Annotated in this window: 16 protein-coding genes; 13 read left to right on the forward strand and 3 right to left on the reverse strand. The window is 59.8% G+C overall.

Annotated features, from left to right (window positions below; translation table 11 throughout):
• The first annotated feature begins 15 nt into the window (after nt 1-15).
• Nucleotides 16-1,398, forward strand: coding sequence for a tRNA uridine-5-carboxymethylaminomethyl(34) synthesis GTPase MnmE (mnmE, locus tag QSJ80_RS01850; RefSeq protein ID WP_285762563.1), 1,383 nt, complete (start codon nt 16-18; stop codon nt 1,396-1,398).
• 7 nt (nt 1,399-1,405) lie between these two features.
• Here mnmE and QSJ80_RS01855 read toward each other — a convergent pair whose 3' ends face one another.
• The 3 genes from QSJ80_RS01855 to QSJ80_RS01865 form a co-directional block, all read right to left on the reverse strand.
• Entirely contained in the window at nt 1,406-2,752 is a 1,347-nt protein-coding gene (locus QSJ80_RS01855) for a sensor histidine kinase (RefSeq protein ID WP_285762564.1), read from the reverse strand.
• The gene (locus QSJ80_RS01860; protein WP_285762565.1) at nt 2,742-3,437 is read right to left on the reverse strand and encodes a response regulator transcription factor; all 696 of its coding nucleotides are present in this window, start codon (nt 3,435-3,437) and stop codon (nt 2,742-2,744) included. The genes QSJ80_RS01855 and QSJ80_RS01860 overlap by 11 nt, the downstream gene beginning before the upstream one ends.
• A gap of 74 nt (nt 3,438-3,511) precedes the next feature.
• Nucleotides 3,512-4,978: a DUF4397 domain-containing protein gene (locus QSJ80_RS01865; RefSeq protein WP_285762566.1), complete on the reverse strand. Its 1,467-nt coding sequence runs from the start codon at nt 4,976-4,978 to the stop codon at nt 3,512-3,514.
• A 703-nt stretch (nt 4,979-5,681) separates the two neighbouring features.
• Between QSJ80_RS01865 and mnmG the strand changes: the two genes are divergently transcribed.
• The 12 genes from mnmG (at nt 5,682) to atpD (ending at nt 17,119) form a co-directional block, all read left to right on the forward strand.
• Nucleotides 5,682-7,580 carry a tRNA uridine-5-carboxymethylaminomethyl(34) synthesis enzyme MnmG gene (gene mnmG / locus QSJ80_RS01870; protein WP_285762567.1) on the forward strand — a complete coding sequence of 633 codons (1,899 nt, stop codon included), beginning with the start codon at nt 5,682-5,684 and terminating at the stop codon, nt 7,578-7,580.
• Nucleotide 7,581: 1 nt separating this feature from the next.
• Nucleotides 7,582-8,211, forward strand: a complete 630-nt coding sequence (rsmG, locus tag QSJ80_RS01875; protein WP_285762568.1) for a 16S rRNA (guanine(527)-N(7))-methyltransferase RsmG — start codon at nt 7,582-7,584, stop codon at nt 8,209-8,211.
• A 102-nt stretch (nt 8,212-8,313) separates the two neighbouring features.
• Complete coding sequence (locus QSJ80_RS01880) at nt 8,314-9,108, forward strand: ParA family protein (protein ID WP_285762569.1); 795 nt, start codon at nt 8,314-8,316, stop codon at nt 9,106-9,108.
• An 18-nt stretch (nt 9,109-9,126) separates the two neighbouring features.
• Nucleotides 9,127-10,032 carry a ParB/RepB/Spo0J family partition protein gene (locus QSJ80_RS01885; protein WP_285762570.1) on the forward strand — a complete coding sequence of 302 codons (906 nt, stop codon included), beginning with the start codon at nt 9,127-9,129 and terminating at the stop codon, nt 10,030-10,032.
• 349 nt (nt 10,033-10,381) lie between these two features.
• Nucleotides 10,382-10,741, forward strand: a complete 360-nt coding sequence (locus QSJ80_RS01890) for an ATP synthase subunit I (protein ID WP_285762571.1) — start codon at nt 10,382-10,384, stop codon at nt 10,739-10,741.
• Nucleotides 10,742-10,820: 79 nt separating this feature from the next.
• Nucleotides 10,821-11,765, forward strand: a complete 945-nt coding sequence (gene atpB, locus QSJ80_RS01895; RefSeq protein ID WP_285762572.1) for a F0F1 ATP synthase subunit A — start codon at nt 10,821-10,823, stop codon at nt 11,763-11,765.
• Between the two features lie 89 nt (nt 11,766-11,854).
• Entirely contained in the window at nt 11,855-12,103 is a 249-nt protein-coding gene (atpE, locus tag QSJ80_RS01900; protein ID WP_285762573.1) for a F0F1 ATP synthase subunit C, read from the forward strand.
• Nucleotides 12,104-12,148: 45 nt separating this feature from the next.
• The gene (locus tag QSJ80_RS01905; protein ID WP_285762574.1) at nt 12,149-12,619 is read left to right on the forward strand and encodes a F0F1 ATP synthase subunit B; all 471 of its coding nucleotides are present in this window, start codon (nt 12,149-12,151) and stop codon (nt 12,617-12,619) included.
• Nucleotides 12,620-12,632: 13 nt separating this feature from the next.
• Nucleotides 12,633-13,169 carry a F0F1 ATP synthase subunit delta gene (locus QSJ80_RS01910; protein ID WP_285762575.1) on the forward strand — a complete coding sequence of 179 codons (537 nt, stop codon included), beginning with the start codon at nt 12,633-12,635 and terminating at the stop codon, nt 13,167-13,169.
• A 40-nt stretch (nt 13,170-13,209) separates the two neighbouring features.
• Nucleotides 13,210-14,754, forward strand: coding sequence for a F0F1 ATP synthase subunit alpha (gene atpA / locus QSJ80_RS01915; protein ID WP_285762576.1), 1,545 nt, complete (start codon nt 13,210-13,212; stop codon nt 14,752-14,754).
• A gap of 68 nt (nt 14,755-14,822) precedes the next feature.
• Nucleotides 14,823-15,683, forward strand: coding sequence for a F0F1 ATP synthase subunit gamma (gene atpG / locus QSJ80_RS01920; protein ID WP_285762577.1), 861 nt, complete (start codon nt 14,823-14,825; stop codon nt 15,681-15,683).
• Nucleotides 15,684-15,721: 38 nt separating this feature from the next.
• Entirely contained in the window at nt 15,722-17,119 is a 1,398-nt protein-coding gene (gene atpD / locus QSJ80_RS01925; protein WP_285762578.1) for a F0F1 ATP synthase subunit beta, read from the forward strand.
• Nucleotides 17,120-17,175: the final 56 nt, after the last annotated feature.

The following is a 17,175-nucleotide window of genomic DNA, read 5'->3' on the forward strand; positions in this document are numbered from 1 at the left end:
GACAATACTTAGCCCATGACCAGCAAAAGCCTGAACCAGGACACCATCGCCGCCATTGCCACCGCGCCCGGCCGCGGCGGCATCGGTGTGATCCGTATCTCCGGAGGCGATGCGCTCCGTATCGCCAGGCACATTTGCGCGCGCGAGATGCAACCGCGCCTGGCCAGCTTCTGCCGCTTCCGCGACCCACGCGCGGAAGACCAGGTGATCGACGAGGGCCTGGTGCTGTATTTCCCGGGCCCCAACTCTTTCACGGGCGAGGATGTCATCGAGCTGCAGGGCCACGGTGGCCCCGTGATTCTCGACCAGCTACTGCAGGCCGTGATTCACCTCGGCGCGCGCATGGCCAGGCCCGGCGAGTTTTCTGAGCGCGCCTTCCTCAATGACAAGATCGACCTGGCCCAGGCCGAGGCGATCGCCGACCTGATCGAAGCCAACAGTGAACAGGCCGCGCGCAATGCCGTCCACTCGCTGCAGGGCGCCTTTTCCGAGCGCATCAATGAACTGGTCGACGCGCTGACCCACCTGCGCATCTATGTGGAAGCCGCAATCGACTTCCCAGAGGAGGAAATTGATTTCCTCGCCGATGGCAAGGTCGCAACAGATCTCGACGCAATTACCCAGCGCCTGCAGAAGGTATTTGCCGAAGCCAAACAGGGCGCGATCATGCGCGAGGGCATGCAGGTAGTGATCGCCGGCAGGCCCAATGCGGGCAAGTCGAGCCTGCTCAATGCGCTTTCAGGCCGCGACACCGCCATCGTTACCGATATCGCCGGCACCACCCGCGACATCATGCGCGAGCATATCCACCTCGATGGCATGCCGCTGCATATTGCCGATACCGCCGGCCTGCGCGATGCGCCGGACAAGGTTGAGCAGATTGGTATCGAGCGCGCCTGGCAGGAAATACACCAGGCGGACCGAATCCTGCTGGTAGTGGACGCCAGTGAAGCGGAGTCATTGAATCCGGAAAAAATATGGCCGGCCTTCACTGAACAGCTGCCGGACAGCAGTCGCCTGACTGTGGTGCTGAACAAGATAGACCTGACCGACTACAGCGCCGGCCTGCAGGCACACACCGATTCCGTGCCGGTAATCGGTATCAGTGCCGCCACCGGTGCCGGTCTCGATACCCTGAAAACCCACCTGAAAAACTGCATGGGCTTTACCGGTGGCACCGAGGGGACCTTCAGCGCCCGCCGGCGCCATATCGAGGCGCTGCAGGAAGCCAGTGATCACCTGCACAATGGCAGCCACCAGCTGCATGAAATGGGCGCAGGCGAATTACTGGCAGAAGACCTGCGCCGTGCACAGCAGGCGCTGGGGGAAATTACCGGTGAAATGACTGCCGATGACCTGCTCGGAAAAATATTTTCGAGCTTCTGCATCGGCAAATAAAACAGTTTCAGTTACGGTCCTGGCTCAGGGGTTCCGGCTCGGCGACCAGTACCTTGAAGTAATCCGGTTGTTGCCGGACTGCCCCATCGGTAAATGTCAGGCTGGCAGAGGTGCCGTGCCCTTTCTTACTGGAGAGCGATACCTGCCAGCCATTCTGCTCACACAGGCGCTTTACGATCGCCAGTCCCACACCGTAGCCTGAACGGGACTGCTCACTGTCGCGTACGTGCGGATCGTAGATACTGGAAAGTTGCTCCGCGCTGATACCGGTGCCGCTATCGATCACCTGAACCACATCACCCTGCACCCGCACGCGCACCCTGCCAGCATCCGTATATTTCACCGCGTTACGTATCAGGTTGCCGAGCAATATGCCAACAACGCGCTGATTGGCGTGCAGCTCCAGTGCATTGCTCCCTTCCATGTAAAGGCCAATACCCTTCTCCCTTGCAACCGGCACCACAGACTGCAACTCTTTCTCAATGACATCGGCGACATCGAACTGTTGCGAGCGCGGGTTGCCGTCACGTTCGCGCGAGAGCGCAAGGAATGCATCCGTCAGTTCTTCCATGTCGTGGCACGCACGCTGGATCCGGTCCAGCTGCCGTGCATCCTGCTCACTTAGCTGGCCATTCGCCGCCATCAGCTCCGCAGACATGCTGATGACTGTAATCGGTGTACGAAGCTCATGGCTGGCATCGCGGGAGAAGGCCCGCTCACGCGCAACAAAAAGGGCGATACGCGCCCGGTACCGTTCGATCGCATCCGCCAGTACCGCGACATCGGTATCCAGGTTTTCCGGCAGTTTCCCTTCCAGCTCCCCCTCCACAAACTCTTCCGGCAGTTCCGCAAGGATCCGTGCGAGCTCGATAGTGGGTGAAACCGCGCGACGCGCGCGCAGATAACTGAACCAGAGCACCAAATAAAGCAGGGATAAAACCACCGCCAGTGGCACCAGGCCGTAAAGGCTGATCAGGCTTTTGACACCGGAGCGGTTGAACAGCAGGTACATGCGGTTGCCATCGCGTGTGCTGACGTACAACGCATTGAAACTCCCGGCACTGACCTCGTGGTAACCATTGGCAAGCTGGGAATCCAGCCCCGCCGGAAACTGGTCCGCATCGCGCGGTAACAGGTAACCGCGCAGGTTCAGGGAATTGGAAAGTTGCGCCGCCGGATGATTGTCGATCAGTTGCCAGTAATGCGCCGTTTCACGCTCCAGCGCTTCCTGCACCAGCAGCCGTGACAGCAGCCAGTTGGTCAGCAGGATGCCGAGTACCACAGCCAGGGCGATCAGGAACCCCTGCAGCGCAAACGCCCGGAAGATCCTGTCCTGTAAGCGATTAGTCTTCATCGGGCACCACCAGCTGGTAACCACTACCCGGGTGATTGAGGATCATCGGCTTGTCGAATGGCTTATCGATCTTTTTTCGCAGGCTGTACATGTGGCTGCGCAAGGTGTCGCTGTCCGGCAATACGTCACCCCAGACCCGGCGCTCCAGTTCGGCACGACTCAGTACCGCGGGAGAGCTGCGCATCAGGGTTTCCAGAATCTTCAAACCGGTAGGGGCAAGCCGGATCTCCTCGTCCCCCCGACTCACACACAGGGTGTCCTTATCCAGAACCAGGTCCCCTACACTCAGGGTTTCCCGCGCAACTTCCGACCGAACCCGGCGTAACTGGGCATTGACTCTGGCTTCCAGTTCGCGAATCGCAAAAGGCTTTACCAGGTAATCATCTGCCCCTGCATTCAACCCGGCGACCTTCTCATCAAGGGTGTCCCTCGCGGTCAGCATGATGATCGGAATATCCAGCTTGGCCTGCTCGCGCACCGCGCGACATACATCGAGGCCATCCATGCCTGGCAGGGAGAGGTCGAGTACCAGCAGATCCGGTGCGCGTGTTGTGGCCAGGTGCAGGCCGGTTACACCATCGGCAGCGTAGTCAACCGCAAACCCGCGCCCTTCGAGGTAGGAGGTGATCATCTCCGCGATATCGCGGTGATCTTCAATTAACAGTACGGTTCCGCCAACCTGCATGATCGTTTACCCACAAAGTAAAAAAAAACGGGCCCTGGACGGGCCCGAAGCACCTACGGGAAATAATACGCAAATCAGTTGGTCAGCACCAAGACTCCGAAGTCCTCGACATTGCCGCCCTGCTCGCTGGGGCCATAGGCCAGCACGCTGGCTACAACGCCGCCGTCCAGCTGGAAGTCTTCAACATTGATTGCGGCAACACCGCCAGCTACTACACGGATGTCGTACGCGCCGGGCGCCACGCTCACATAATCGGTGATCTCGGCAAAGGCAAAGTCATCGAGCAGCGGGTCGCCAGCGAGGCCGGCCTCAATATCCGTTGCCGAGAACTCACCGGCCGGGGTCACATACACGTCTACGTCACCTGCCGCAGGCGCCGCGTGAATCACCTTCACGGATGCCTGGGTCGCGATGGAACGGTTGTCATCCATGGTCGGCAACAGGCCAAAGGCTGGTGAACCCAGGACCCTGCCGGCCGCGACCACGGTGTATTCCTCACCGGCCATCAGCTCAACTTCGCCTGACTGGAAAACACTGTCGCCGACCATATCGGTGTCCGGAGCTACATCCAGCACATAGGTTGCGCCAGGAACACCCGCATAAGCGCCCTCGCCCGGGAACTGCTCCAGGTAGTCAAAGCCGGGAATCAGCTCCACCGGGTCCGCCCCCAGTACTTCGCTGGTGGCAAACACCTCGACATTGCCACCCGCAGCCCGGGTTGCGTCCGGGGAAGCGTGCACGACACGCACACCGGCATTGGTGCGAGCATCGATCAACTCAACAGACGCACCCTCTTCTGTAGTTACAAGCAGCTTCACCGGCGAAGTGGCCGCCTGAGTCGCATTTTCCGCAGCAATCGCCGTTACCAGCAGCTTCTGGCCCGCAAAACCTGAAAGATCGACCGTGCCCGAATCGTAGACCACGGTTTCCTCGACCCCTACCCGGATCCGCACCGGCTCAGCAGTGAGGGCACCGGCGTCGATGGACTCCTTGAAGCTGAAGGAAAAAGCGGCGGAAAGGGAGGAGAAGTCATCTTCCGGGCCACTGACATAGACATCCACCATCGGCGCTGCCGGCGCTGCATGGGTGACCGTCAGCGCAACCTGGTTGTCTGCAGGGTCGGTCGCGGACTCACTCACCACCAGCGGCTCTATCTCTGCGACATTGCCCACGGCGATCACAGTCGGGCGCGCATTCTCTTCCAGGTTAAAGCCGGCAACGTCGATTACAGTCGCATTGCCCCCCGGAATAATGCCCTCCACCGCGATGTCATAACTGCCGGCATCCAGTTCGGCAAAGCCGCTGTTGGCGGCGTAGTCCAGTGTCTCTATTGCGACACTGCCATTCAGCAGTACGTTGACTGCCGGAGCATCAGGTGATGCGTGCACTACCTGGATAAAGCCCGGTGCTGCAGCCTCCTCGGCAACAGGTGGCAGGCGGAAGACTTCATCATCGCCATCATCGGAACAGCCGGCGAGGAAAATCGCCAGAGGCAGTGCAGCCATCAGTTTGACCGCGGGAAACTTATTCGTGCTTTTCATGGAACCCCCTCTCGTTGAGTTAGGGTCCGTATCTTGCAGGGGGGCTCATCAGGTTCGCGTCAAAACCGCGTGAAAATTGCGTAAAAAAAATGAACTGGCCGCCAAAGACAACCATTTCACCGGTTGCCGCCGCCGTAGCCATCACATCTGCCACGTTCAGCGATCCGCACCCGCGCCAGAAAATACCCACAGGGCCTGCTCAGTCATCCAGCTAAATAACAGGTTACCCACAGGAGTCCCCCAGCAAGCACCCCGCTTCGCCCAGAATCCCGGCGAACAGCGGGCCAATGTGGATAAATCAGTGGGTTATGGTGGGTAAAAACCGGTACGCACCCGGGTACAACTTTCTGCCTCGTCGGTCGGGCAAAAGTTATCCCGTTTGTCCACAGGGCTATCCCCGCGTTATACCCCCGTTTCCGAGCAGCTTTCCAGCCTGGTTATCATCTCAGTAACCGGTTGTTTTAATTGAGCTTTTTAAGGTTTTCCACTGAAACTGGCGCCCCTATTAATAACAACAAACACTATCTTCCATCTATTCATACATGAATATATTTTTTAATTAAGTATTCATAAGTAAGACAGGCCAAACACAGATTGAACATTTGCTGTCCAGTCGCGGATTGCACGCCTATAATGTGCGGCCATTTTTGAGCGGCCCCTGGCTGGCTGCCGGTTGAACAGCAAAAGGTTGGAACAACACTGCATGGATTACCCCAGGTCCTACGACGTTATTGTGATTGGTGGCGGTCATGCCGGTACCGAGGCGGCACTGGCCAGCGCACGCATGGGCTGCGCCACCCTGTTGCTGACCCATAACATCGATACCCTCGGGCAGATGTCCTGCAATCCGGCCATTGGCGGCATCGGCAAGAGCCACCTGGTCAAGGAAGTGGATGCCCTGGGTGGCGCTATGGCCACTGCGACGGATTTCGGTGGTATCCAGTTCCGTGTCCTGAATGCGCGCAAAGGGCCGGCAGTGCGTGCCACCCGCGCCCAGGCAGACCGCGCCCTCTACCGGTCAGCGATTCGCCGCATCCTGGAAAACCAGCCCAACCTGGAGATATTCCAGCAGGCGGCGGATGACCTGATTGTCGAGAATGACGGCCAGCGTGATCGCGTCACCGGCGTGGTGACCAATACCGGGATCCGTTTCCGCGCGCGCAGCGTGGTCCTGACGGTGGGCACCTTCCTGGGCGGCCGTATCCACATCGGGCTCGACAGCCACTCCGGTGGCCGCGCCGGTGACCCGCCCTCCATTGCCCTCGCCGAGCGGTTGCGGGAACTGCCGTTCAGGGTTGACCGCCTGAAGACCGGTACGCCACCGCGAATCGACGCCAAGAGCGTGGACTTTTCCGGCCTTGAGGAGCAGTGGGGCGACCAGCCACTGCCGGTGATGTCGTACCTGGGCCGGCGTGAACAGCACCCGCGTCAGGTGTGCTGCTGGATCACCCATACCAACAGCCGCACCCACGAGATCATCCAGGGCGGGCTCGACCGCTCACCGATGTACTCGGGTGTCATTGAGGGCGTGGGGCCGCGCTACTGCCCGTCCATCGAGGACAAGGTGCACCGCTTCGCCGACAAGGACAGTCACCAGATCTTTATCGAGCCGGAAGGCCTGGAGACCTGCGAGCTGTACCCCAACGGGATTTCCACCAGCCTGCCTTTCGATGTGCAGGTGGAGATGGTGCGCTCCATCAAGGGCTTCGAGAATGCGCATATCACCCGCCCCGGGTACGCCATCGAATACGATTTCTTCGACCCGCGTGACCTGCAGGCCAGCCTCGAGACCCGGCACATGGCCGGGCTGTATTTTGCCGGCCAGATCAACGGCACCACGGGCTACGAGGAGGCGGCGGCACAGGGCTTGCTGGCCGGCGCCAATGCCGCGCTGCAGGCGCGCGGCAAGGAAGCCTGGTCACCGAGCCGCGACCAGGCCTATCTCGGCGTGCTGGTGGATGACCTGATTACCCTTGGCACCAAGGAGCCCTACCGCATGTTCACCAGCCGTGCGGAGTACCGCCTGTTGCTGCGTGAGGACAATGCCGACCTGCGCCTGACCGAGCGGGGCCGCGCCCTAGGGCTGGTGGACGACACCCGCTGGGCCGCGTTCTGCCGCAAGCAGGAAGCCATTGCGGCGGAGGAGGAGCGCCTGCGCAGCAGCTGGGTGCAGCCCGGCAGCATGGCCGCCGAGGCAATCAACCCGAGCCTGGCGCAGCCGCTGACCCGCGAATACAACCTGATGGACCTGCTCAAGCGCCCGCAGCTGGAATATGCGCAGGTGGCTGGTCTGGTGGGCGAGCCGGTTGCGGATGAACAGGTAGCGCAGCAGGTGGAGATCTCCGCCAAGTACGCCGGCTATATCGACCGCCAGAAAGACGAGATCGAGCGCCTGCGCACCTACGAGCAGACCGAGATACCGGCGGACTTCGAGTACAGCGATATCTCCGGCCTGTCCAACGAGGTGCGCCAGAAACTCAGCGATGCGCGCCCGGCTACCCTGGCCAGCGCCTCACGCGTGCCCGGCGTGACCCCGGCGGCAATTTCGCTGCTGCTGATCCAGCTCAAGAAGCGCGGCCTGCTGCGCAGGCGGGCGAGCTGACATGGAGCAGTTTCGTTCGCGCCTGCAGTCTGCCGCGCGCCATATGGGCCTGTCCCTGGCGGATGCGACGGTGGACCAGCTGCTCGCATACCTGGCCCTGTTTGCCAAATGGAACCGCGCCTACAACCTGTCCGCCATCCGCGACCCGGCCGAAATGCTGGAGCGCCATCTGGTGGACAGCCTCAGTGTTGTGGACCTGTGCGGCAGCGGGCCGATTATCGACGTCGGCACCGGTGGCGGCCTGCCGGGTATCCCGCTGGCAATCTGCCACCCGGAGCGACCGGTGACCCTGCTCGACGCCAACGGCAAGAAGACCCGCTTCCTGTTCCAGGTCGCCACCGAGCTGGGGCTGGCCAATGTCACGGTAGTCAATGAGCGGGTTGAGGCATTCCGGCCACAACAAAAATTTGACGGCGTGGTCTCGCGCGCCTTCGCCAGTTTGCGTGATATGATTGACGGAAGTGAGCACTTGCTAACTTCGCGTGGGAAGTTCTATGCGATGAAGGGCAAGCTGCCGACGGACGAGTTGAGCGAGTTGCCAAAAGGGATTAAGGTCGAACAGACGCACCCCTTGACGGTACCGGGCTGCGATGCTGAGCGCCACCTGATCGTACTGGCGCCGGAGCGGTAACACCGGCTGCAGCGACTCCTCTCACTCCAGAACAAGAAAATGGCGCCAATCGGGCCGCGCACTGGCGCCGCCCCAACGCAACGCGATTTTTAGGACAAGACCTTGAACAAGATTTTTGCGGTAGCCAACCAGAAGGGCGGCGTTGGCAAGACGACCACTTGTGTAAACCTGGCTGCCTCGCTGGTGGCCAGCCGCCAGCGTGTTTTGCTGATCGACCTGGACCCGCAGGGCAACGCCACCATGGGCAGCGGTATCGACAAGAGCGAGTTGCAGCTGTCCGTGTACGATGTACTGACCTCCGAGATGGACCCGCGCAAGGCGATCGTTGCCACCGAGAGCGGCTACGATGTACTGCCGGCCAACGGCGACCTGTCCGCGGCGGAAGTGGAGCTGCTGGACATGGACGCGCGCGAAACCCGCCTGCGTGGAGCCATCGACCGCATCGGCGACGATTACGATTACGTGGTGGTGGATTGCCCGCCGTCGCTCAACATGCTCACCGTGAACGCCCTGTGTGCCGCCAACGGCGTACTGATCCCGATGCAGTGCGAGTACTACGCGCTTGAGGGCCTGTCTGCGCTGATCAATACCATCAACCAGATCCAGCAGGTCGCCAACCCCGACCTCAAGATCGAGGGTATCCTGCGCACCATGTACGACCCGCGCAACAGCCTCACCAACGATGTATCCGAGCAGCTGACCGAGTACTTTGGCGACCGCCTCTACAGCACCTGCATCCCGCGCAATGTGCGCCTGGCGGAGGCGCCGAGTTTCGGCAAGCCCGCGCTGACCTATGACCGCCAGTCCAAGGGTGCTATCGCCTATCTCGCCCTGGCAGGCGAGATGACACGCCGCCACGCGGCCAACAGTCGCCCGGCCGTTGCCGAAGCCAGCTAAGTTTTTCCAGGAGTTTTTATGGCTGCCAAACGCAAGGGCCTTGGCAAAGGTCTCAATCACCTGATTTCCGGCGACGCCAGCAAGGCGATTGCCTCGGCGACTTCCGGGGCCACGGCGGGCGATGCCGATGAGAGCCTTGACGGCAAGCTGATGGAGCTGCCAATCGAGTTCCTGCAGCGTGGTCGCTACCAGCCGCGCCGGGAAATGGCCCAGGAGGCCCTGCAGGAGCTGGCCGAGTCCATCAGGGCGCAGGGCATCATGCAGCCGATCGTGGTGCGCCCGGTGGGCACCCAGCGTTATGAGATCATTGCCGGTGAGCGTCGCTGGCGCGCCGCGCAGCTGGCGGAACTGGAAAAGGTCCCGACCCTGGTGCGTGAGGTGCCGGACGAAGCGGCCATTGCCATGGCCCTGATCGAGAACATCCAGCGCGAGGACCTGAATCCTGTCGAGGAAGCACTGGCGCTGAAGCGCCTGCAGGATGAGTTCCAGCTTACCCAGCAGGAAGTCGCGGATGCCGTGGGCAAATCCCGTACTGCGGTGACCAACCTGCTGCGCCTGTTGAGCCTCACCGACGAAGTGCGGACGCTGCTCGAGCGCGGCGACCTGGAACTCGGCCACGCCAAGGCCCTGCTCGGCCTCGCCGGTGATCGCCAGCGCGCTGCCGCGCGCCAGGTGGTCGACAAGGGTCTGACCGTACGCCAGACCGAGGCACTGGTGCGGCGCCTGCACGAGAATGCCGACAAGCCGAAGAAAGCACCCACCCCGGACGCCGACGTACGGCGCCTGGTCGAGGGTTTGTCAGAAAAGATCGGTGTACCGGTGGACATCAACCAGGGCGCCAATGGCAAGGGCAAGCTGGTGCTGAGCTACAATAGCCTCGACGAGCTCGAGGGCATCCTGTCCCACCTGGGTTACGAGGCCTGAGACCAAGTCCTGAGACTAAGGTCTGAGAGCGCCCTTTTCTGGTGCAAACCCCTGCCCGCCTTATGGCGGGTAATTCATTTCTCCGGCCTGTCTGGCTGGTCTGGTAAGCAAGTATTCACAAACCCTGCACCTTTTGCGCCAACCCCAGCAACGATGCGGCCTACAGCGGTTGAATAGCCACCCCGCTTCCTCCATAATTCGCACGCCCGAAAACCAGTGGTTACAGCCGCCGCGGGCATGAGAGGCCTGAGTGGTTCTGCCGGTGTGTCCACGGGCGGGCTTGCCGGGGAGTCCACAACTACTGCTGCGGGTGGCGCTGCCTCCGTCGGGCGAGTGATTGTTACCTTCCATGAAAAAGTCTCCCGTTTTGCGTATTGCCCTGGTCCAGCTGCTGCTCACCCTTGCGGCTGCGCTTGCGCTACTGGCTTTCGATACGGTAGCCGCGCGCTCGGTGCTACTGGGAGGTCTCTTGTGTGCGGTGCCGAATGCCTACTTTGGCTTCTATGCATTCCGGCATAGTGGTGCGCGCAATACGCGCGAAGTGCTGAAGGGCTTCCAGCGCGGCGAGGCGGGCAAATTTGCCCTGACCCTGGCGGGATTTGCGGCAGTGTTTGCCACGGTGCGGCCACTCAACGCACTGTTGCTGTTTATTGCCTTCGGCGTCTGCACCTTGCTGCAGTGGCTGCTGGCAGCGCGATTTACCCGGTAGTTTGCCCATGACCTTTGGTCAGTGATCGGCGAGCTCCCCGGTAACTTGCGCTTTTAACTTTTGGAAATTTTGAGGAACTATGGCTGGCGAATCTCAAACCGCAACAAGCTATATCCAGCACCACCTGCAGAACCTTGCCTATGGCAAGCTGCCCGCTGGATACACCCGTACAGATGGCACCGTGCTGAACGAAAGCACCTGGACCATCGCGCACAGCCCCAAGGAAGCCGCCGATATGGGTTTCTGGGCCATTCACCTGGACTCCATGTTCTGGTCGATCGGCCTCGGCATGCTGTTCTGCTGGCTGTTCTATCGTGCGGCCAGGAAAGCCAGCACCGGTGTGCCAACCGGCTTCCAGAGCTTTGTCGAGCTGATCGTCGGCTTTATCGATAGCACCGTAAAAGATGTGTTCCTGCACCGTAACAAGATGGTTGCGCCCATGGCTCTGACCATTTTCGTGTGGGTGTTCCTGATGAACCTGATGGACCTGGTACCGGTGGACTGGTTGCCACTGGCATTTGCCCACGGTACCTCTGCCCTCACCGGTGCTGACCCGCACCATGTTTACTTCAAGGTAGTACCTACCACTGACCTGAATATCACCCTGGGTATGGCGCTGGCCGTATTTGCGCTGATGATTTTCTTCAGCGTCAAGGAAAAGGGCCTGCTCGGCTTCGTCAAGGAGCTGACCCTGCACCCGTTCCACACCGGCAAGTGGTTCATCGATATTTTCCTGATTCCGTTCAACTTCCTGCTGGAAGCGGTTGCCCTGATCGCCAAGCCGATCTCCCTGGGCCTGCGTCTGTTCGGAAACCTGTACGCCGGTGAAATGATCTTCATCCTCATCGCCATCGTATTCGGCGTGGGCGTACTGGGCTTTATCGGCGCCGGCTTCCTGCAGATGGGCTGGGCGATTTTCCACATCCTGGTTATCACCCTGCAGGCGTTCGTGTTCATGGTTCTCACCACGGTTTACATGGGCATGGCCCACGACGTGGAAGACGAGCACAAGACGGATCACTGATTTTTCGATTTTTTGCCGGGGCCCCGGGTCCCGGCCGGATTTTTTTACCAACTAACTCAACTAGTCACTTTCATATTTAGGAGAAAACAATGGAAGCATTAGGTCTGGTATACGTAGCAAGCGCACTTCTGATCGGCCTGGGTGCCCTGGGTACTGCAATCGGCTTCGGCACCCTGGGTGGCAAGCTGCTGGAAGGTTCTGCGCGTCAGCCTGAACAGGCTCCGGCTCTGCAGGGCAAGATGTTCCTGATGGCGGGCCTGCTCGATGCGGTTCCGATGATCGGCGTTGGTATCGCAATGTACCTCATCTTCGCGGTTGCTCCGGGCTTGGCGGGTTAATTCAATCGATCCCCTTAAATCTTTCACAGAGCAAGAGGTGTCGGTGTGAATATCAACCTGACTCTTATCGGCCAGTCGATTACTTTCTTTGCGTTCGTATGGTTCTGCATGAAGTTTGTCTGGCCTGCGCTGCTTGGCGTTATGCAAGAGCGCGAGCAAAAAATTGCGGCAGGCCTGGAAGGCGCTGAGCGCGCGCAGAAAGACCTGGAGCTGGCGCAGAAGCGTGCCGGTGAACAGCTGCGCGAAGCGAAGGAGCAGGCTGCAGAGATCATCGATGGCGCGAACAAGCGTGCCATCCAGATCGTCGATGAAGCAAAAGAAGCTGCACGTGCCGAGGGCGATCGCCTCAAGGCCGCTGCAGAGGCTGAAATCGCACAGGAAGTTAACCGTGCGAAAGAACAGCTGCGCGCCAAGGTTTCCACACTGGCTATTGCCGGTGCGGAGAAGATCCTGGCCAAGAACATCGATGCAGCCGCGCACAGCGAAATGATCGACAAACTGGCAGCCGAGCTGTAAGCGAGGAACTCCCATGGCGGAACTCAGCACACTAGCCCGGCCCTATGCCAAAGCTGCATTCAACTATGCGCTGGAAGCCTCCGACCTCAACGGTTGGTCTTCCGCGCTGGCCACAGCAGCAGCGGTCAGCCAGAGCGACAAGGTAAAGGAACTGCTGGAAAACCCCCAGCTCACCGCCGAATTGCGCGCGGAAAACTTCCTTTCTATCTGCGGTGACGAGATCGGTGCCAACGCACAGAACTTCGTCAAACTGCTGGCAGAAAACCATCGCCTGGCGCTTTTGCCGGAAATTTCCAGCCTCTACGAAGTACTGAAGGCGGAACAGGAAAAATCCCTCGATGTTGAGGTGATTTCTGCCCACGCGCTGTCTGCCGAGCAGACCCAGCGCCTGGTTGAATCCCTGGGCCGCAAGTTCGACCGAGAAATCACCCTGCAGGGCTCCGTAGACGAGTCCCTGCTTGGCGGCGCGATTATTCACGCCGGCGATACCGTGATTGACGGTTCCGTGCGCGGCCGACTGGCCAAGCTCGCAGAGGCGATGAACTCCTAAACACTGTTGTTCTCACAGTGTGGGAATTGAGGAAAAGACAATGCAGCAACTGAATCCATCCGAGATCAGTGAAATCATCAAGAGCCGCATCGACAGTCTCGACGTGGCCACTGAAGCCCAGAATGAGGGCACCATTGTTTCCGTCTCCGACGGTATTATCCGTATCCACGGCCTCGCGGACGTGATGTACGGCGAAATGATCGAGTTCGATGGTGGCGTCTACGGTATGGCGCTGAACCTGGAGCGTGACTCCGTAGGTGCCATCGTACTGGGCGAATACAAATCCCTGGCCGAAGGCCAGAAGTGCCGTTGCACCGGCCGCATCCTGGAAGCACCGGTTGGTCCGGAACTGCTCGGCCGTGTTGTAGACGCGCTGGGTAACCCGATCGACGGCAAGGGCCCGCTGGGCAACAAGCTGACCGACGCGGTTGAAAAGGTTGCACCGGGCGTAATCGCACGTCAGTCCGTAGACCAGCCGGTACAGACCGGTCTGAAGTCCATCGACACCATGGTGCCGATCGGCCGCGGCCAGCGTGAGCTGATCATTGGCGACCGCCAGATCGGTAAGACCGCGGTTGCGATCGATGCGATCATCAACCAGAAAGGCACCGGCATTAAGTGTGTCTACGTTGCGATCGGCCAGAAGCAGTCTTCTATCGCCAACGTTGTACGCAAGCTCGAAGAGCACGGCGCAATGGACCACACCATCGTGGTTGCCGCTGGCGCTGCCGACCCGGCTGCGATGCAGTTCCTGGCACCGTACGTGGGTTGCACCATGGGCGAGTACTTCCGCGATCGCGGTGAAGACGCCCTGATCATCTACGATGACCTGACCAAGCAGGCGTGGGCCTACCGCCAGATCTCCCTGCTGCTGAAGCGCCCGCCGGGCCGTGAAGCCTACCCGGGTGACGTTTTCTACCTCCACTCCCGTCTGCTCGAGCGCGCCGCGCGTGTTAACGCCGACTACGTGGAGAAGTTCACCAACGGTGAAGTGAAAGGCCAGACCGGTTCCCTGACCGCGCTGCCGATCATTGAGACCCAGGCCGGCGACGTTTCCGCGTTCGTACCGACCAACGTGATCTCCATTACCGACGGCCAGATCTTCCTGGAAACCGACCTGTTCAACGCTGGTGTACGCCCGGCGATCAACCCGGGTATCTCCGTATCCCGCGTTGGTGGTGCGGCCCAGACCAAGGTTGTGAAGAAGCTGTCCGGTGGTATTCGTACCGCTCTGGCACAGTACCGCGAACTGGCGGCGTTCTCCCAGTTTGCTTCTGACCTCGACGATGCCACCAAGGCCCAGCTGGACCACGGTGAGCGCGTAACCGAGCTGATGAAGCAGAAGCAGTACTCCCCGCTTTCCATCGCTGAAATGGCGATCTCTGTATTCGCGGTGGACAACGGCTACATGAGCGAAATCGAAGTTGCCAAGGTACTGGACTTCGAAGCTGCCCTGCACTCCTACATGAACAGCGACCACGCTGAGCTGATGGAGAAGGTAAACAGCACCGGTGATTACAACAGCGACATCGAAGGCGCCTTCAAGGCCGCTCTCGACAAGTTTGTCGCTACTCAGACCTGGTAATCGGGAAAGGAAAACAGGCGCAGTCATTCCGTTCAGGGATGGCGGCGCCACTGGCAAGGTAAATTACTATGGCAGGCGGAAAAGAAGTACGCACCAAGATCGCCAGCATCAAGAGCACGCAGAAGATTACTTCGGCCATGGAAATGGTGGCCGCGAGTAAGATGCGCAAGGCTCAGGATCGCATGGCGTTAGGTCGTCCCTATGCCCGGCGCATTCGCGCCGTGATCGGCCACATTGCCAATGCCTCTTCCGAATACCAGCACATCTACCTGCAGGACCGCGAAGTGAAGCGTGTCGGGTACGTTCTCGTATCCACTGACCGCGGCCTTTGCGGTGGCCTGAACGTGAATATGTTCAAGGCTGCCATCAAGGACATGCAGGCATGGTCTGAAAAAGGCGTTGGTGTAGAAATCTGCTCGATTGGCAACAAGGCGGCAAGCTTTTTCCACAACTACGGCGGCGACGTCGTGGCGGCTGTTAAGGACCTGGGCGATGAGCCCCAGGCGGCGAGCCTGATTGGTTCGGTAAAGGTCATGCTGGATCGCTTTACCGATGGCTCTATCGATCGCCTGTACCTGGTGGGCAATGAGTTTGTGAACACCATGTCGCAGAAGCCACAGATTGAGCAGCTGCTGCCCCTTCAGGCAGACGAAGATGAATCACTGCAGCACAAATGGGATTACCTGTATGAGCCGGAAGCTGGCGTCCTCCTGGATGGCATGCTGAACCGCTACATCGAATCCCAGGTGTACCAGGCTGTGGTTGAGAACAAGGCCTGTGAACAGGCGGCGCGGATGATTGCGATGAAGAGCGCAACTGATAACGCCGGTGAACTGATCGACTCCCTGCAACTTGTTTATAACAAGGCGCGCCAGGCAGCGATCACACAGGAACTGTCTGAAATTGTGGGCGGCGCCGCAGCGGTCTAACCGCGGGCAGAACAGAATTTATATTCGAGGATCCGGAAATGAGTAACGGACAAATTGTGCAAGTGATCGGCGCCGTGATCGACGTGGAATTCCCACGCGATTCCGTGCCGAATGTATACGACGCACTCGTGGTGGATGGCAAAGACCTCACCATGGAAGTGCAGCAGCAGTTGGGCGACGGTATCGTGCGCGCGATTGCGATGGGTTCATCCGAGGGCATCAGCCGCGGTCTGCCGGTGAAGAACACCGGTGCTCCGGTTTCCGTACCGGTTGGTACCGAGACCCTGGGCCGCATCATGGATGTACTGGGTAACCCGATTGACGAGTGTGGCCCGATCGGTGAAAAGGAGCGCGCCTCCATTCACCGTGCTGCGCCGACCTACGAAGAGCAGTCCAGCTCCACTGACCTGCTGGAAACCGGCATCAAGGTAATCGACCTGGTCTGCCCGTTCGCCAAGGGTGGTAAGGTTGGCCTGTTCGGTGGTGCCGGTGTAGGTAAAACCGTAAACATGATGGAACTGATCAACAACATCGCAACCGAGCACTCCGGCCTGTCCGTGTTCGCGGGTGTTGGTGAGCGTACCCGTGAAGGTAACGACTTCTACTTTGAGATGCAGGAAGCCGGCGTTGTAAACGTCGAGCAGTTCGACCAGTCCAAGGTAGCGATGGTTTACGGCCAGATGAACGAGCCACCGGGCAACCGTCTGCGTGTAGCGCTGACCGGCCTGACCATGGCTGAGAAGTTCCGTGACGAAGGTCGTGACGTACTGCTGTTCGTCGACAACATCTACCGTTACACCCTGGCCGGTACCGAAGTATCCGCACTGCTGGGCCGTATGCCTTCTGCGGTAGGTTACCAGCCGACCCTGGCGGAAGAGATGGGCGTTCTGCAGGAGCGTATTACCTCCACCAAGACCGGCTCCATTACCTCCATCCAGGCGGTATACGTACCGGCGGACGACCTTACTGACCCGTCCCCGGCTACTACCTTCGCGCACCTGGACTCCACCGTTGTACTGTCCCGTGATATCGCGGCCAAGGGTATCTACCCGGCAGTAGATCCGCTGGATTCCACCTCCCGTCAGCTGGACCCGCTGGTAATCGGCCAGGAACACTACGAGACTGCTCGTGGCGTCCAGTCCGTACTGCAGCGATACAAGGAGCTGAAGGACATCATCGCGATCCTGGGTATGGACGAACTGTCCGAGGAAGACAAGCAGATCGTAGCGCGCGCGCGTAAGATCGAGCGTTTCCTGTCTCAGCCGTTCCACGTTGCGGAAGTATTTACCGGTTCCCCGGGCAAGTACGTTTCCCTGAAGGAAACCATCCGCGGCTTCAAGGGCATTCTCGCTGGTGAGTACGACAACCTGCCGGAGCAGGCGTTCTACATGGTCGGCACCATCGATGAAGCCGTTGAGAAAGCCAACAAGAAGTAATCTTGTTTAAAGCTTGCCGGCGTCGGGGGAAACCCCGCACGCCGGGGCAAAGAGGC

It is taken from the genome of Biformimicrobium ophioploci (assembly GCF_030270605.1).
In the GTDB taxonomy this organism is placed as follows: domain Bacteria; phylum Pseudomonadota; class Gammaproteobacteria; order Pseudomonadales; family Cellvibrionaceae; genus Biformimicrobium; species Biformimicrobium ophioploci.

Coding starts and splice junctions, on each gene's coding strand:
- mnmE (WP_285762563.1), top strand. CDS start 16: ATGACCAGCAAAAGCCTGAACCAGGACACCATCGCCGCCATTGCCACC.
- QSJ80_RS01855 (WP_285762564.1), bottom strand. CDS start 2,752: ATGAAGACTAATCGCTTACAGGACAGGATCTTCCGGGCGTTTGCGCTG.
- QSJ80_RS01860 (WP_285762565.1), bottom strand. CDS start 3,437: ATGCAGGTTGGCGGAACCGTACTGTTAATTGAAGATCACCGCGATATC.
- QSJ80_RS01865 (WP_285762566.1), bottom strand. CDS start 4,978: ATGAAAAGCACGAATAAGTTTCCCGCGGTCAAACTGATGGCTGCACTG.
- mnmG (WP_285762567.1), top strand. CDS start 5,682: ATGGATTACCCCAGGTCCTACGACGTTATTGTGATTGGTGGCGGTCAT.
- rsmG (WP_285762568.1), top strand. CDS start 7,582: ATGGAGCAGTTTCGTTCGCGCCTGCAGTCTGCCGCGCGCCATATGGGC.
- QSJ80_RS01885 (WP_285762570.1), top strand. CDS start 9,127: ATGGCTGCCAAACGCAAGGGCCTTGGCAAAGGTCTCAATCACCTGATT.
- QSJ80_RS01890 (WP_285762571.1), top strand. CDS start 10,382: ATGAAAAAGTCTCCCGTTTTGCGTATTGCCCTGGTCCAGCTGCTGCTC.
- atpB (WP_285762572.1), top strand. CDS start 10,821: ATGGCTGGCGAATCTCAAACCGCAACAAGCTATATCCAGCACCACCTG.
- atpE (WP_285762573.1), top strand. CDS start 11,855: ATGGAAGCATTAGGTCTGGTATACGTAGCAAGCGCACTTCTGATCGGC.
- QSJ80_RS01910 (WP_285762575.1), top strand. CDS start 12,633: ATGGCGGAACTCAGCACACTAGCCCGGCCCTATGCCAAAGCTGCATTC.
- atpA (WP_285762576.1), top strand. CDS start 13,210: ATGCAGCAACTGAATCCATCCGAGATCAGTGAAATCATCAAGAGCCGC.
- atpG (WP_285762577.1), top strand. CDS start 14,823: ATGGCAGGCGGAAAAGAAGTACGCACCAAGATCGCCAGCATCAAGAGC.
- atpD (WP_285762578.1), top strand. CDS start 15,722: ATGAGTAACGGACAAATTGTGCAAGTGATCGGCGCCGTGATCGACGTG.